Genomic DNA, 15,080 nt, shown 5'->3' with positions numbered 1-15,080 from the left:
GAGTTGGCGCCACCCGCCAACTAGGCTCGGGTCCGTGACGGACTCTGCGACCACCTCGCCCGCGACGCCCGAGGCACCCCCGACATCGCCCGACGCGCCCCACCTCGTGGGCACCGCGGCCAAGCTCGCCGACCTCGACCGTCGCCGCGCCGAGGCGACCGAGCTGCCCGAGCAGGCGGCGCGGACCAAGCAGCACGCGCGCGGCAAGAAGACGGCGCGCGAGCGCATCGAGGCGCTGCTCGACGAGGGCAGCTTCGTCGAGCTCGACGCGTTCGCGAAGCACCGCTCGCACAACTTCGGGCTCGAGAAGAAGCGCCTCGCGGGCGACGGCGTCGTCGTCGGGCACGGCACGATCGACGGCCGCCAGGTGTGCGTGTACTCCCAGGACTTCACGGTGTTCGGGGGCAGCCTCGGCGAGGTCCACGGGCAGAAGATCACCAAGGTGCAGGACCTCGCGCTGCGCACGGGCGTGCCGTTGATCGGCATCTCCGACGGCGGCGGCGCGCGCATCCAGGAGGGTGTCGCGGCGCTCACGCAGTTCGCGGAGATCTTCCGCCGCAACGTCGCGTCGTCGGGCGTGATCCCGCAGATCTCGCTCATCCTCGGTCCCAGCGCGGGCGGCGCGGTGTACTCCCCCGCGCTGACCGACTTCATCGTCATGGCGGACAAGACGTCGAACATGTTCATCACCGGCCCGGACGTGATCCGCGCGGTGACGGGCGAGGACGTGGGCTTCGAGGAGCTCGGCGGCGGCCTGACGCACAACGAGAAGTCCGGCGTCGCGCACTACCTCGGCGCGGACGAGGACGACGCGATCGACTACGTGCGCCACCTCGTGTCCTACCTGCCCCAGAACAACCTCTCGGACGCGCCGTCGTTCCCGCCCGACGACGTCGACCTCGACGTCACGGAGGAGGACCTCGAGCTGGACGCGCTCGTGCCCGACTCGGACTCGCAGCCGTACGACATGCGCACCGTGATCGAGCACGTGCTCGACGAGGGCGCGTTCCTCGAGGTCCAGCCGCTGTTCGCGAAGAACGTGCTCGTCGGGTTCGGGCACGTGGAGGGCCAGTCGGTGGGCGTCGTGGCGAACCAGCCGCTCGCCATGGCGGGCACGCTCGACATCGACGCCGCGGAGAAGGCGGCGCGGTTCGTGCGCACGTGCGACGCGTTCAACATCCCGGTGCTCACGCTCGTGGACGTCCCCGGCTTCCTGCCGGGCGTCGACCAGGAGCACCAGGGCATCATCCGGCGCGGGGCCAAGCTCATCTACGCGTACGCCGAGGCCACGGTCCCGCTCGTCACCGTCATCACGCGCAAGGCGTACGGCGGGGCGTACATCGTCATGGGATCCAAGCAGCTCGGTGCCGACGTCAACCTCGCGTGGCCGACGGCGCAGGTCGCGGTCATGGGCGCGGGCGGCGCGGTGAACATCCTCCAGCGGGCGGCGCTCAAGCGCGCGGCCGACGCGGGCGACGACGTCGAGGCGGAGCGCGCCCGGCTCGTCGCCGAGTACGAGGACGCGATCGTCAACCCCTGGGACGCCGCCGAGCGCGGCTACGTGGACGCGGTGATCCGCCCGTCCGAGACGCGCGTGCAGGTGGTGCGGGCGCTGCGGGCGCTGCGCACCAAGCGCGCGACCCTGCCGCCCAAGAAGCACGGCAACATCCCGCTGTGACCGCGAGCGAGCCCCAGCACCCGACGAACCTCGCGAGGGAGGACCACGCATGAGCCACGACGACGCCACGCACGGACCCGTGCCGCTCGGGTCCGTGGACCCGGCGCCGCTGCACGCCGCGGTCGACGCGCTCACGGCGGCGCTGCACGAGTACGTCGAGACCGCGGTCGGGGTGCGGGCCGAGTTCGGGGCGTCCGAGGCGGACGAGGACCCGCGCGTGCTCGCGCTCGAGGGCCGCATCGGCACGCTCAACGCGCGGCTGTTCGACGAGCTGCACGGCGCACTCGGCATCCACGCCGACCTCACGACGTCGGTGTGGGACCCGGGCGCCGACGAGGAGGTCGACGACGACGCCTCGCCGGCGGACGTGCAGGACGACACCTTCACGCTCGACTACGTCGTCATGACGCACCCCGGCGGCCCGGACCTCGACGACGTCGTCGGGCTCCTGGACCGGTGGGGCCACGAGGCGCGCGAGCGGCTCGTCGAGGCGGGCTACGCCGTCCCCGAGTGGGGCGTGGGGCGCGGGGCGGACGACGACCACGACCACGACGAGGACGACGAGTGAGCACGGCGGGGTCCGGCGCTCCGAGCGTCCGCGTCGTGCGCGGCGCGCCGGACGAGCTGGAGGTCGCCGCGCTCGTCGCCGGCCTCGCCGCGGCGGCCGCCGCGAGCGGGCTGCCCGACGACGTCGCGCCCGTCGACGAGTGGACCAACCGGGCGCGCGGGCTGCGCGGGACCGGGGACGGCGCGACCGCGAAGAGCTTCGGCGGGCGCTCGGGCCGGCACAACGCCGACTCGTGGCGCTGGAGCCTGCGGTCGTGACGACGCCGAGCGCGTCGCCCCGCACGCGCCGCCTGCCCGAGCGGGGCGTGCTCGTCGAGCTCCCCGCGACCGCCGACGAGGTCGAGACCGACCCGACGAGCCTGCCGGGCGTGGAGCCCGTGCCGGGCTGGCGCCGCTGGGCGTGGGCCGTGGCGTTCGTGCCGACCGTCGCGCTGCTCGTCTACCAGCGCCTCGCGTCGGGGCGCGGGTGGTCCGTGCCGGACGCCGTCGTGGTCGTGGCGACCCTCGGGCTGCTCGTCACCGCGCTGCTCGCGCTCGTGCGCTACCTCGACGACCGCGTCGTGGCCGGGCTCGCGCGCGGGCGGGACGCGCTGCTCGCCGCGCCGGTCCGGGCGACCGGGACGCTCGTGCTCCCCGGCGTCGGTGCCGCGGACCTCGCGGCGGGCACGGCGGAGGGCTCCACGGAGGACACCGCCACGGGCACGCGGACGACCGGGCCCACGGTCGTCCCGACGACCCTGGTCGTGACCACCGCGTCCGGCGCGCGGACCGCACGACCGGCGCGCGTCGTCGTGCCCGACGGCGTGGCGGGCCCGCGCCCGGGCGACCCGGTCGCCGTCTGGCACGCCGCGGACGACGCGGACGCGTCGGGGGTGCTCCTGCTGCGCTACCACCGCGCCTGGGCGGACGACCTCGTGGCGGCGCTGCGCGGCCGCGCCGGCGCCGCTCCCGACGCAGGACCGCCCGGGGACACGCCCGGCGCGCCGACCGAGGAGGACCGCGGCGAGAGCCCGGAGAATCCGGCAGACCCGCGTCCGGGCGCCGAGTAGTCTCGTCCGGGTGAGCGACACCACCACCACACCCGCCGGCGCATCCGCCGGGACCCCCGACCGCACACCCACGCCGATCGACGCCGTCGCCGAGGCCTACGTCACGCGGATCGCCGAGCTCGACCCGATCGCCGCGACCGCGATGGGCCTGTCCGGCTACGACCACCTCGTCTCCGACCTCTCGCCCGCCGGGCACGACGCGCGGGCCGACGCCGACCGCGCGGTGCTGCGCGAGCTCGAGGGCCTGGAGCCCGTCGACGACGTCGACCGCGTCACCCTCGCCGCGATGCGCGAGCGCGTCGGCCTGCAGCTCGAGCTGCACGAGGCGGGCGAGCCGCTCGCGAGCCTCAACAACATCGCGTCGCCGGTGCAGGAGCTGCGCGACGTCTTCGACATCATGCCGACCGGGACGGTCGAGGCGTGGGAGAACATCGCCTCCCGCCTCAACGCCCTGCCCACGGCGATCGACGGATACATGGCCTCCCTCACCGAGGCGGCGGCGCGTGGCAACGTCGCCGCGATCCGCCAGGTGCGGATCGGCGTGCAGCAGTCGCGCGAGCTCGCCGACGCGAAGGGCTCGTTCTTCACGACGTTCGTCGCCGGCCCCGAGGCGAACGCCGTCCTCGACGACTCCTCGGCGTGCTCGCTCGTGCGCAAGGAGCTCGAGCACGGCGCCGCCGCGGCGCGCGAGGCCTACGGCCGCCTCGCGGACTTCCTCGAGACGACGCTCGCGCCGCAGGCACGCGAGCAGGACGCCGTGGGCCGCGAGCGCTACGGGCTCTTCTCGCGCACGTTCCTCGGCGCGCAGGTCGACCTCGACGAGACGTACGCGTGGGGGCTCGAGGAGCTCGCGCGCGTCGTCGCCGAGCAGGAGGAGATCGCGCGCCGCATCGCCGGGCCGGGCGCGAGCGTCGAGGACGCCGTCGCCGCGCTCGACGCCGACCCGGCGCGCACGCTGCACGGCACGGACGCGCTGAGGTCGTGGATGCAGGAGACGTCGGACGCCGCAATCAGCGCGCTGAACGGCGTCCACTTCGACGTCCCGACGCCGGTGCTCGACCTCGAGTGCATGATCGCGCCGACGCAGACGGGCGGGATCTACTACACGCCGCCGAGCGACGACTTCTCCCGCCCGGGCCGCATGTGGTGGTCCGTGCCGTCGGACGTCACGGAGTTCAACACGTGGCGCGAGAAGACGACGGTCTACCACGAGGGCGTCCCCGGCCACCACCTGCAGTGCGGCCAGGCCGTGTACGCGCGAGCGACGCTCAACACGTGGCGCCGGCTCGCGTGCTGGGTCTCGGGCCACGGCGAGGGCTGGGCCCTGTACGCCGAGCGCCTCATGGCGGACCTCGGGTTCCTCGACGACGACGGCGATCGACTCGGCATGCTCGACGCGCAGCGCATGCGTGCGGCGCGCGTCGTGCTCGACATCGGCGTGCACCTCGGCCTGCCCGCGCCCGAGCAGTGGGGCGGCGGGACCTGGGACGCGGACAAGGCGCTCACGTTCCTGCGCGCGAACGTCAACATGCCCGACTCGTTCGTCCGGTTCGAGCTCGACCGCTACCTCGGCTGGCCGGGTCAGGCGCCGTCGTACAAGGTCGGCCAGCGCCTGTGGGAGGCCACGCGCGACGACGCGCGTGCGGCAGCCGCGGCCCGCGGCGAGGCGTTCGACGCCAAGGCGTTCCACGCGCGCGCGCTGAACCTCGGCTCGGTCGGTCTGGACGTGCTGCGCGACGCGCTCTCCTCGTGACCCGGTCGTCCGCCCGGCCCGGGTCGGCCTCGCGCCGGCCCGGGCGGGGCGGGCCCGCCCTGGGGAGCTGACGCGTGGGCGCCGTCCTCACCGGCTTCGCCATCATCGCCGTGGTCGTGGCGGCCGGGTACGTCACCGCGCGGCTCGGCATCGGGGGCCCCGACGCGAGGACCGCGCTCAACCGCATCGGGTTCTTCGTCGCGAGCCCCGCGCTGCTGTTCACCGTGCTCGCGCGGGCGGACGTCGGCGCGCTCTTCCAGGCCCCGCTCGCGGTCGCGGCGGTCTCCGCCGTCGTGACCGCGGGCGCGTTCGTGCTCGTCGACCGGCTGTGGCTGCGGCTCCCCGCCCCCGAGGCGACCATCGGGGCCGTGGGCTCCGGCTACGTGAACGCGAACAACATCGGCCTGCCCGTCGCGGTGTACGTGCTGGGCGACGCGACCGCCGTCGTGCCGGTGATCCTGCTCCAGCTCCTCGTGCTCGCACCCGTCGCGCTGCTCGTCCTCGACGCGACGACGAGCGGGCGCCTGTCCTGGCGCTTCGTCCTCGCCCAGCCCGTGCGCAACCCGATCATCCTCGGGTCGTTCGCGGGCGCCGTCGTCTCGGTGACCGGTTGGACCCCGCCCGTCGCGGTCATGGCTCCGCTCGAGATCCTCGGGGGTGCCGCCATCCCCATGATCCTGCTCGCGTTCGGCATGTCGTTGCACGGCACCAGGCCGCTGCGGCGCGGCGAGCCCCGCGCGGCCGTCGGGGTGGCGAGCGTCGCGAAGCTGCTCGTCATGCCCGTCGTCGCGTTCGTCGTCTCCCGGCACGTCCTCGGGCTCGACGACGCCGCGGTCGCCTCGGCCGTCACGCTCGCCGCGCTGCCCACCGCCCAGAACGTCTACAACTACGCGGCACGGTTCGGGCGGGGCGAGATCCTCGCGCGCGACACGATCCTCGTCACGACCCTCGGCTCGCCCGTCGTGCTGCTCGTCGCGGCGCTGCTGGTCGCGTAGGACCGCTCGGCGCGCGCCGTCCGGCTCGCCGGTCGCGCCGGTGCTCGACGGGTAGTCTGCGCGGGTGCTCCGACTCGTCCTCGCCTCCCGCTCCCCCGCCCGCCTCGCGACGCTGCGCGCGGCCGGCGTCGAACCCCTCGTGCGCGTCTCGGGGGTCGACGAGGACGCGGTCCTGCAGGCCGCCGCCGCGGAGCGCGGCGGGCTCGACCCCGTGGACGCGGTGCTCGTCCTCGCCCGCGCCAAGGCCGAGGAGATCGTGCGCACGCTCGCCGACGACGGGACCGGCGCGCCGGTCGACGACCCCGCGCTCCTCGTCGGGTGCGACTCGATGCTCGAGCTCGACGGCGAGGTGCTCGGCAAGCCCGTCGACGCCGACGACGCCCGTGCGCGCTGGCGCGCGATGCGCGGCCGGGCCGGCGTCCTGCACACCGGCCACTGGCTCGTCGACCTGCGTCCGCTGCCCGACGGCGGGACGGGCACCGCGACCGGGGCCACCAGCTCCACGACGGTGCACTTCGCCGACCTCACGGACGACGAGATCGACGCGTACGTCGCGACGGGCGAGCCCCTGCACGTCGCGGGCGCGTTCACGGTCGACGGCCTCGGCGGGCCCTACGTCGAGCGCATCGAGGGCGACCACCACGGCGTCGTCGGGATCAGCCTCCCGCTGCTGCGGACGCTGCTCGGCGAGGCCGGGGTCGCCTGGCACGAGCTGCGGTCCTGACCCGACGGGGCCGCCGTCCGTCGTCGGCGCTCGCCGTGGTGCCGTTGTGGGTGCCGGACAACCCCAGGCGCCGGGCGAGGCCCAGGGGCGCGCCGCTATGGAGGTTTCCTCCAACCACCCTCCGCGCGCCTTGGCTTCTTCTCCAATTTTGTCCGGTACCCGGCCCGGGAGCGTGAACGGCGCCCCGCGCACGCGTTACCGTGAGCCGTGCCCGCGAACCCCACCCGCCCCCTGAGCAAGGTCCTCGTCGCCAACCGTGGCGAGATCGCCGTCCGGATCGTCCGTGCCTGCGCCGACGCCGGCATCGCGTCCGTCGCGGTCTACGCCGACCCGGACCGGCAGGCCCTGCACGTGCACCTCGCCGACGAGGCGTTCGCGCTCGGCGGCGCCCGGGCGGCCGAGACCTACCTCGACATCGCGAAGCTGCTCGACGTCGCACGCCGCTCCGGCGCCGACGCGGTGCATCCCGGGTACGGCTTCCTCGCCGAGAACGCGGAGTTCGCCCAGGCCGTCCTCGACGCCGGCCTCGTCTGGATCGGGCCCCCGCCGGCCGCGATCGACGCTCTCGGTGACAAGGTGAGCGCACGCCACATCGCGCAGCGCGCCGGCGCTCCGCTGGTCCCCGGCACGCCCGACCCCGTCGCCGACGCGAGCGAGGTGCACGCCTTCGCCGCCGAGCACGGGCTGCCCATCGCGATCAAGGCGGCGTTCGGCGGCGGCGGGCGCGGCCTCAAGGTCGCCCGCACCGCGGACGAGATCGACGAGCTCTACGAGTCCGCGGTCCGCGAGGCCACGGCCGCGTTCGGGCGCGGCGAGTGCTTCGTCGAGCGCTACCTCGACACGCCCCGCCACGTCGAGACCCAGTGCCTCGCGGACGAGCACGGCACCGTCGTCGTCGTGTCCACGCGCGACTGCTCCCTCCAGCGCCGCCACCAGAAGCTCGTCGAGGAGGCCCCCGCGCCCTACCTCAGCGCCGCCCAGGAGGCCGAGCTCTACAAGGCGTCCGAGGCGATCCTGCGCGAGGCCGGCTACGTCGGCGCGGGCACGTGCGAGTTCCTCGTCGGGGCCGACGGCACCATCTCCTTCCTCGAGGTCAACACGCGCCTCCAGGTCGAGCACCCGGTGTCCGAGGAGGTCACCGGCATCGACCTCGTCCGCGAGCAGCTGCGCATCGCCGCGGGCGAGCCCCTCGGCTACACGTCGACGCAGGTGCGCGGCCACTCGATCGAGTTCCGCATCAACGGCGAGGACCCCGCCGCGAACTTCCTCCCCGCCCCCGGCCGCATCTCGCGCCTGCGCTTCCCGTCCGGGCCCGGCGTGCGCGTCGACTCCGGCGTCGTCGAGGGCGACACGATCTCCGGCGCGTTCGACTCCATGATCGCCAAGGTCATCGTCACCGGCGCCACGCGCGAGCAGGCTGTCCAGCGGGCCCGCCGCGCGCTGCGCGAGCTCGAGGTCGAGGGCATCCCCACGGTCGTGCCGTTCCACCGCGCCGTGCTCGACGCCGAGGCGTTCGTCCCCACGGACGACGCGCCGTTCCGTGTGCACACCCGCTGGATCGAGACCGAGTTCGCGGACCAGCTCGCCGCGCTCGCGCCCGCCCCGGCCGCCTCCACCGACGAGGACGACGAGCCCCTCGCGACCGAGCGCGTCGTCGTCGAGGTCGGCGGCAAGCGCCTGGAGGTCGTCCTCCCCGCCGGCCTCGGCATGGCCGCGGGCCGTGCCCGCACGGCGAACGCCGCGCGTCGGCCCGCGCGGCGGAGCACCGGCAAGGCCAACGGCGGCGCCTCCGGCACGACGCTCGCCTCCCCCATGCAGGGCACCATCGTCAAGGTCGCCGTCGCCGACGGCGCCCAGGTGGCCGAGGGCGACCTCGTCGTCGTGCTCGAGGCCATGAAGATGGAGCAGCCGCTCCTCGCCCACCGCGCCGGCACCGTCCGCTCGCTCTCCGCCACCGCCGGCGCGAGCGTCAGTTCCGGCACCGCCATCTGCGAGATCGTCGACTGACCCTCCGCGCCGCCGTCGGGCTCGGTGCACGACCCGCGTGCTCGCGGCGCCGGGCTGCGCCGGCTTCACGACCCGCGTGGTCGGGTTGGGTGGCCGGGGTGGATGGCGCGTTCGGGCTGCCGCGCCGTCGCCTGGGTCTGTCGGGTGGCACTTCTCGGAGCGCGGCTCTGACGCCCTTCACACCCCACCCACCCCGGCCCGGCTTCGGCCCACGTCGCGCAGCCCCTTGCCCGACGACCGTCGCGCCCGCCGCGCTGTCGGCGCACCACGCTCGTGGGTCATGCGACGAGCCCGCGCTCGCCCTGGCCGTTGGCCTTCCGGCCGCCCGGCGCATGACGGCGAGGCGTCCAGCACTGGTACGCGCCGGCCTCCGCCCGGACCGAACGGGACCGCCGGACCGGGCCGAGGTTCGTGCGGTGACGGCCAGGACGAGCGGTGGGGTCGGACCGTGTGCGAAGGACGTCAGAGGCGCACTCCCAGAACTCCCGCCAGACAGACCAGGGTGACGGTGCGCCAGTCCGAGCACACGGTCCGACCCCACCGCGGACCCGACCCTGCGGGCCGTAGACCCGACCCCGACCCGCGACGAGGCGGGTGCTAGTCGTGCTGGGCCGCGGCACGGATCGCGCGGCGACCGGAGGGCAGGGCGACGGCGACGGTGATGACGAGGAACATGAGGATCCCGGAGACGACGAGGAGCGACTCCACGGTGAAGCGGTCGGCGAGCGGGCCGAACACGACCATGCCGAGCGGCATCGAGACGGCCATGACGATGCCGACGAAGCCGAAGACGCGGCCCTGGCGCTCGGGCTCGACGGTCTCCTGCAGGACGGTCATGGACGTCGTCGAGAACGGCGGCACGGAGAGGCCGAGCAGGAACATGAAGACGAAGAACACCCACATGTTCGTCGAGAGACCCATGGCGACGGACAGGACGCCGAACACGAACGTCGACCCGACGATCATGGCGATGCGGTTCTTGAGCCCGCCCCAGGTGGCGAGGAGCACGCCGCCGAGCAGCATGCCGACGGAGAACGCGACCTCGTTGACGGTGAGCTTCCAGACCTCCTCGCCGAAGGTCCGCGCGACCATGAGCGGGGTGAGGTACGACGGCGCGACGATGAGCAGGAACACGACGGCGTAGAGGCCGAGCACCCACCGGACGAACGGGTGCGAGCCGAGGTAGCGGAAGCCCTCGACGAGGTCGTCGAAGTACCCTGCTCGCTCGCCGGCGGCGGCGTGCGCGAGCGTCGGGACGGGCACGAGCAGGAGGAGGCCGATCCCGATCACGGCGGTGACGACGTCGACGAAGAACACGGAGACGATGGACGTGCTGGCGTAGACGGCCGCGGCGACCGCGGGGGCGAGGAGCATCATCGCGGACTGGATCGACTGGTTGATCCCGTTGACGCGCAGCAGCTTGCTGGTCGGGACGATCTGCGGGAGCAGGGCCGCGACCGCGGGGGTCTGGATCCCGGCGCCCGTGGAGCGGATCGCGAGCGCGGCGTAGATGAGCCAGAGGTCGTCCGCGCCGCCGAGCATGAGGAGCGCGAGCGCGAGGGTCGTCACGGCGATCGTGCCGTCGGCGGCGATGACGAGCGCCTTGCGGTTCACCCGGTCCGCCCACACGCCGCCGAAGATCGAGACGACCGCCTGCGGCAGGAACCCGAAGAGGGTGCTCAGCGCGAGCACGGCCCCGGACTTGGTCTCGATCGTCAGGTGCCACATCACGGCGTACTGGACGAGCATCGAGCCGAACAGGGAGACGGTCTGCCCGGAGAGGAAGATCGCGGTGTCCCGTCGCCACCGGGGCTTCGCGAGCGTGTCGTCGACCGGGGCGTCGTTCTCCACACCGTCGGAGAGGTCGTCGGCGGTGGGGGCGTCGGTGTTCTCGTACGGCGTATGGCTCACCCGCACATCCTGACGGCCGCCACCCACACGGTCCACGGAATTCGCCGTCGGCGGACGGTCAGTCGGCCGCGGGGACCTCGCCCACGTGCGCAATGTGCCCGAGCTGGCGCCACACGAGCGCGAGCGTGACGCCCGCGCCGACGAACGCGAACCAGAACGGTGCGGTGATCCCCCACGCCTGGGCGAGGACGCCGCCCAGCGCCTGCCCGACGACGCTGCCGCCGAACACGCAGACCATGTAGACCGAGCCGACGCGTCCCTGGAACTCCGTGGGGACGGCACGCTGCCGGATCGTGTTGGACACCGTGCCCCACACGAACGCGTACGCACCGAAGACGACCATGATCGCGAGCGCGACCCAGCCGGTCGTGGTGAGGGCGAGCGCGAGGTGCATGAGGACCTCGAGCGAGAGGCACACGCGCATGAGGGTCGACAGGCGCACGTGCCGCTCGAGCCACCCGAACGACGCGATGCCCACGACGCCGCCGACGGCCGACGCCGTCGTGAGGAGCCCGAACCCGACCTCACCCATGTCGAGGTGGTCGAGCGCGTACTTGACGAGGACGCCCCACGGCGCGGCCCAGGTCACGTTGAAGGCGAGGATGACGAGCGCGAGCGTCCGCACCGGGGCGTTCCCGAGGATCCACCGCACGCCCTCGGCGATGTCCTGGCGGAGGTGGGTCTGCGTCTCGCGCACACCGCCCGGTGTGGTCGCGATCCGTCCCACGAGCACGACGGCGAGCGCGACGCACACGACCTGGACGACGAACGGCCAGACCATCCCGAGCGCGAAAAGGAACGCGCCGACCGGCGGTCCCAGCAGCTGGTTGGCGGTGAGGAACCCGGCCTGGAGCCGGGCGTTGCCCGTGCCGAGGTCGCGCGGCTCGACGAGCATCGGGAGCAGGGTCTGGGACGCCGAGTCCGCGAACACCTCGGCGACGCCGTACAGGAACATCACGGCGAGGACGACGCCGATGCTCACGTGCCCGGTCGCGATGAGGACGCACAGCGCCACGACGACGACCGCGCGCAGCGCGTTGGCCACCATGACGACGACGCGCCGGTCGAGGCGGTCGGCCAGCGCCCCGGCCCAGAGGCCGAACAGGAGCCAGGGCAGCCGCTGCAGCAGGGCGGCGAGCGCGACGAGGAACGCTGAGTTGGTCTGGGACGCGACGAGCAGCGGCCCCGCCGCCAGGGCGATGCCGTCGCCGACGTTGCTCGTCCACGACGACGACAGCAACCAGCGGAAGCCGGTGCCCATGCGTCGCGGTGCGACGACCTCTCCGATCCTGCTCACAAGCGGACCAGCGTACGCCGCGCGGTGGTCCACCCGGGCAACCTTTTTCCGGGGCGTCCGCGGTGGGATCCGGCGCCGCGCGGCGCGCCGGCCTGGCAGCATGGGCCCCGTGACCATCCCGACCGCGCCCCGCGATCCCGGCGACCCGCCCCCGCGGCTCCCTCGCCACCTCCAGCCGGGCGACGGCTGGGTGGAGTGCGAGTGCGGCCGTCGGCACTGGGGTCTCTTCGGCGCCGCCGGGCTCCTGCTCGGGCGGCGCGACCGCGCGGGCCGCCTGACCGACGTCGTCCTGCAGCACCGCGCGCCCTGGTCCGACCAGGGCGGGACGTGGGGAGTGCCGGGCGGCGCCGTCGGGCCGGACGAGACCCCGGCCCAGGGAGCCCTGCGCGAGGCCGAGGAGGAGGCGGGCATCGACCCCGCGCACGTGGACGTCGTGGGCGAGCGTGTGCTCGACCACGGTCCGTGGCGCTACACGACGGTCCTCGGGGAGATCGCGGACGGCGCGGAGGTCGACCCGCGCGCGACGGACGCGGAGAGCGTCGAGGTCCGCTGGGTCCCGGTCGACGACGTCGCGACCCTCGACCTGCTGCCCGCGTTCGCGGACGCGTGGCCGAGCCTGCGCGCGGCGCTCGACCAGGGGGCTCCCGAGGCCTGACGGCCTGCCCGCGCGGGACCTTCGTCACCGATCGGTGGTGGACCCGCCTCGCGGCCGGTCCGCCGGCGTCGGTCCGGGGCACGATGGCGTCGTGCCCGAGGACACGTCGACCACGTACCGCGCGCTCGCGTCGTCGAGCCGGCTGACGCTGCTGCACGCGCTCCAGGAGCGCGGCCCGATGACGGTCGCCGACCTCTCGCGCGAGGCGGAGCTGTGTCCGAGCGCGACGCGCGAGCACCTCCAACGGCTCGCGGACGCGGGGTTCGTGCGCAGCGCCCCCGAGGTGCGCACGACGCGTGGACGCCCGCGCATCCTCTACGAGGCGATCGCGGGCGAGGACCCGCCGCGGGACGACGGCGCGACGCGGCGCCTCGGCGAGTCGCTCGTCCGGGCCGCGCTGACCCGCACGGTGCTCGGTCACGGCGACGCCGCCCAGGGCGCCGCGCACGACGACGCCGCGCACGGCACGCGCGACGACCTCGCCGGGACCGCGCGCGTGGCGGGCCGGCGGCTCGTCGACGTGCTCCGTTCCCCGGGCCGCGACGCGCCCGAGCCCACGCCGGAGAACCAGCTCGCCGCGCTCGACGACCACCTGCACCAGCTCGGGCTCGACCCCGAGCTCGAGGAGGAGCGGCTGCGGTTCCATCTCTACCGGTGCCCGTTCCTCGCGCTCGCGGCGGACCGCGAGGACGTGGTCTGCGCCGTCCACCTCGGCCTCGTCCAGGGCGTGCTCGCGGGCGTCGGCGGGCCCGTCCGCGCGGAGGCGCTGCTGCCCTTCGTCGAGCCGCACCACTGCGTGCTGCAGCTCTCGCGCGCGAGCTGATTATTCACGGTCCGCGGCCCGCCGCGGCTCCCGTCCGCCGGGTCATGCTGACGGCACACCGGGTACGGACCCGGCGTCACGACGTCGGTGTGGTCGTGACCTGCGACGACGGGAGGACGACATGACCGCCCCTGCCACCACCAGGCCGCCCTCGCTGCTGCGGGCGGTGCGCACGCCGTCGAGCGTGGACCTGTCGACGTGGGACCCCGAGGACGAGTCCCGCTGGGACCGCCGGTTCGCGTGGCGCACGCTGTGGATCACGACGTACAACCTCACGCTCGCGTTCTGCGCGTGGTACCTCGTGAGCGCGGTCGCGCCCCGGCTCAACGACGTCGGCTTCGACCTCACGACGGCACAGCTCTACTGGCTCACGGCCGTCCCCGGCCTCGCCGGCGGGCTGTTCCGCATGGTCTACATGTTCCTCCCGCCCGTCGTCGGCACGCGCACGCTCGTGGGCGGCACGGCGACGCTCGTCCTCCTGCCGATGCTCGGCTGGACCTTCGCCGTGCGCGACGCGAGCACGCCGTACGCGGTGCTCATGCTGCTCGCGGTCGCGGCGGGGATCGGCGGCGGCGCGTTCTCCGGGTTCATGCCCTCGACGAGCTACTTCTTCCCCCGGCGCATGGCGGGGACGGCGCTGGGGCTGCAGGCCGGGATCGGCAACTTCGGCGTGAGCCTCATCCAGTTCCTCACGCCGTGGGTCGTCGGCTTCGGCCTCCTCGGCACGGCGGCCCTCACGCCGCAGCAGACGGCGACGGGCAGCCATCTCTGGCTGCACAACGCAGGCCTCGTCCTCGTGCCGTGGACCGTGCTCGGCGCTGTGCTCGCCGCCCTGTACCTGCGCCGGGTCCCGGTGAGCGCGAACTTCCGCGAGCAGCTCGACATCTTCGGCAACAAGCACACGTGGATCATGACGGCGATCTACCTCATGACCTTCGGCGCGTTCAGCGGGTTCGCGGCCCAGCTCGGGCTGCTCATCGTCGCGGAGTACGGCGGGTTCGAGAACGCGCCCGACCCGCTGCGCTACGCGTTCCTCGGCCCGCTGCTCGGCTCGGCCGCGCGCGCCGGGTTCGGGCCGCTGTGCGACCGGTTCGGCGGTGCGGTCTGGACCCTCGTCGCCGGGATCGGCATGACGGTCTCGACGGTGTTCTCGCTGTTCTTCCTCGACCCGCACGACGTCGGGCAGTTCGGCTGGTTCCTCGCGGGGATGCTCGCGGTGTTCACCTTCGCCGGGATCGGCAACGCAGGGACGTTCAAGCAGATGCCGATGATCTTCCCGCGCCGCCAGGCGGGCGGGGTGATCGGCTGGACCGCCTCGATCGCCGCGTTCGGCCCGTTCCTCGTCGGCATCGGGCTCTCGCTCGTCCCCGCGCGGTCGTTCTTCGTCGGGTGCGCCGTGTTCTTCGCCCTGTGCACGTGGCTCACGTGGCACTACTACGCCCGGCCGGGCGCCCCGAACCCCTCCTGACCACGACCGGGAACGCCGGCGACGCGTCCGCCGTCCCCGCCCCAGAGAACCCGAGGAGCTGTCGTGCCCCCACTCGACGAGCGCACCCCCCGTGACCCGGCCGACGCCCTGCTGCGCCTGGGCAGCCGCCTGCGGCGCGGGCACGTGTCGGAC

At 74.2% G+C, this 15,080-nt stretch carries 13 protein-coding genes; 11 read left to right on the top strand and 2 right to left on the bottom strand.

Annotation, left to right across the window (positions count from 1 at the left end):
• Nucleotides 1–106: 106 nt before the first annotated feature.
• From ABWU78_RS15490 to ABWU78_RS15455, 8 genes are all read left to right on the top strand, one after another.
• On the top strand, nucleotides 107–1,678 hold the full coding sequence (locus ABWU78_RS15490) for an acyl-CoA carboxylase subunit beta (RefSeq protein WP_439158900.1): 1,572 nt from the start codon (nucleotides 107–109) through the stop codon (nucleotides 1,676–1,678).
• Nucleotides 1,679–1,727: 49 nt separating this feature from the next.
• Nucleotides 1,728–2,246, top strand: a complete 519-nt coding sequence (locus ABWU78_RS15485) for a hypothetical protein (RefSeq protein WP_253051128.1) — start codon at nucleotides 1,728–1,730, stop codon at nucleotides 2,244–2,246.
• The gene (locus ABWU78_RS15480) at nucleotides 2,243–2,503 is read left to right on the top strand and encodes an acyl-CoA carboxylase epsilon subunit (RefSeq protein ID WP_253051127.1); all 261 of its coding nucleotides are present in this window, start codon (nucleotides 2,243–2,245) and stop codon (nucleotides 2,501–2,503) included. The genes ABWU78_RS15485 and ABWU78_RS15480 overlap by 4 nt, the downstream gene beginning before the upstream one ends.
• Nucleotides 2,500–3,294, top strand: a complete 795-nt coding sequence (locus ABWU78_RS15475) for a hypothetical protein (RefSeq protein ID WP_439158894.1) — start codon at nucleotides 2,500–2,502, stop codon at nucleotides 3,292–3,294. The genes ABWU78_RS15480 and ABWU78_RS15475 overlap by 4 nt, the downstream gene beginning before the upstream one ends.
• Nucleotides 3,295–3,304: 10 nt before the next feature.
• Entirely contained in the window at nucleotides 3,305–5,047 is a 1,743-nt protein-coding gene (locus ABWU78_RS15470; protein WP_353708018.1) for a DUF885 domain-containing protein, read from the top strand.
• Nucleotides 5,048–5,121: 74 nt separating this feature from the next.
• Entirely contained in the window at nucleotides 5,122–6,042 is a 921-nt protein-coding gene (locus tag ABWU78_RS15465) for an AEC family transporter (RefSeq protein WP_253051124.1), read from the top strand.
• A 64-nt stretch (nucleotides 6,043–6,106) separates the two neighbouring features.
• Nucleotides 6,107–6,766: a Maf family protein gene (locus tag ABWU78_RS15460; protein ID WP_353708017.1), complete on the top strand. Its 660-nt coding sequence runs from the start codon at nucleotides 6,107–6,109 to the stop codon at nucleotides 6,764–6,766.
• A gap of 207 nt (nucleotides 6,767–6,973) precedes the next feature.
• Entirely contained in the window at nucleotides 6,974–8,773 is a 1,800-nt protein-coding gene (locus ABWU78_RS15455; protein ID WP_353708016.1) for an acetyl/propionyl/methylcrotonyl-CoA carboxylase subunit alpha, read from the top strand.
• A 597-nt stretch (nucleotides 8,774–9,370) separates the two neighbouring features.
• On the opposite strand, the gene ABWU78_RS15450 is transcribed toward ABWU78_RS15455, so the two are convergent.
• On the bottom strand, nucleotides 9,371–10,684 hold the full coding sequence (locus tag ABWU78_RS15450) for an MFS transporter (RefSeq protein WP_253051121.1): 1,314 nt from the start codon (nucleotides 10,682–10,684) through the stop codon (nucleotides 9,371–9,373).
• Between the two features lie 58 nt (nucleotides 10,685–10,742).
• Nucleotides 10,743–11,945 (bottom strand): MFS transporter, encoded by a 1,203-nt coding sequence (locus tag ABWU78_RS15445; protein WP_439158899.1) that lies wholly within the window; start codon nucleotides 11,943–11,945, stop codon nucleotides 10,743–10,745.
• A 145-nt stretch (nucleotides 11,946–12,090) separates the two neighbouring features.
• Between ABWU78_RS15445 and ABWU78_RS15440 the strand changes: the two genes are divergently transcribed.
• The 3 genes from ABWU78_RS15440 (at nucleotide 12,091) to ABWU78_RS15430 (ending at nucleotide 14,927) form a co-directional block, all read left to right on the top strand.
• A complete protein-coding gene (locus ABWU78_RS15440; protein ID WP_374614510.1) occupies nucleotides 12,091–12,636 on the top strand; it encodes an NUDIX hydrolase in 546 nt (181 codons plus the stop codon).
• A gap of 91 nt (nucleotides 12,637–12,727) precedes the next feature.
• On the top strand, nucleotides 12,728–13,459 hold the full coding sequence (locus ABWU78_RS15435) for a helix-turn-helix transcriptional regulator (RefSeq protein ID WP_439158893.1): 732 nt from the start codon (nucleotides 12,728–12,730) through the stop codon (nucleotides 13,457–13,459).
• 121 nt (nucleotides 13,460–13,580) lie between these two features.
• Nucleotides 13,581–14,927: an MFS transporter gene (locus tag ABWU78_RS15430; protein WP_253051119.1), complete on the top strand. Its 1,347-nt coding sequence runs from the start codon at nucleotides 13,581–13,583 to the stop codon at nucleotides 14,925–14,927.
• The last annotated feature ends 153 nt before the right edge of the window (nucleotides 14,928–15,080 follow it).

The sequence above is a fragment of the Cellulosimicrobium sp. CpK407 genome (assembly GCF_051844275.1).
Classification (GTDB): Bacteria; Actinomycetota; Actinomycetes; order Actinomycetales; family Cellulomonadaceae; genus Cellulosimicrobium; species Cellulosimicrobium cellulans_G.
This window is presented reverse-complemented; position numbering and strand designations above follow the sequence as displayed.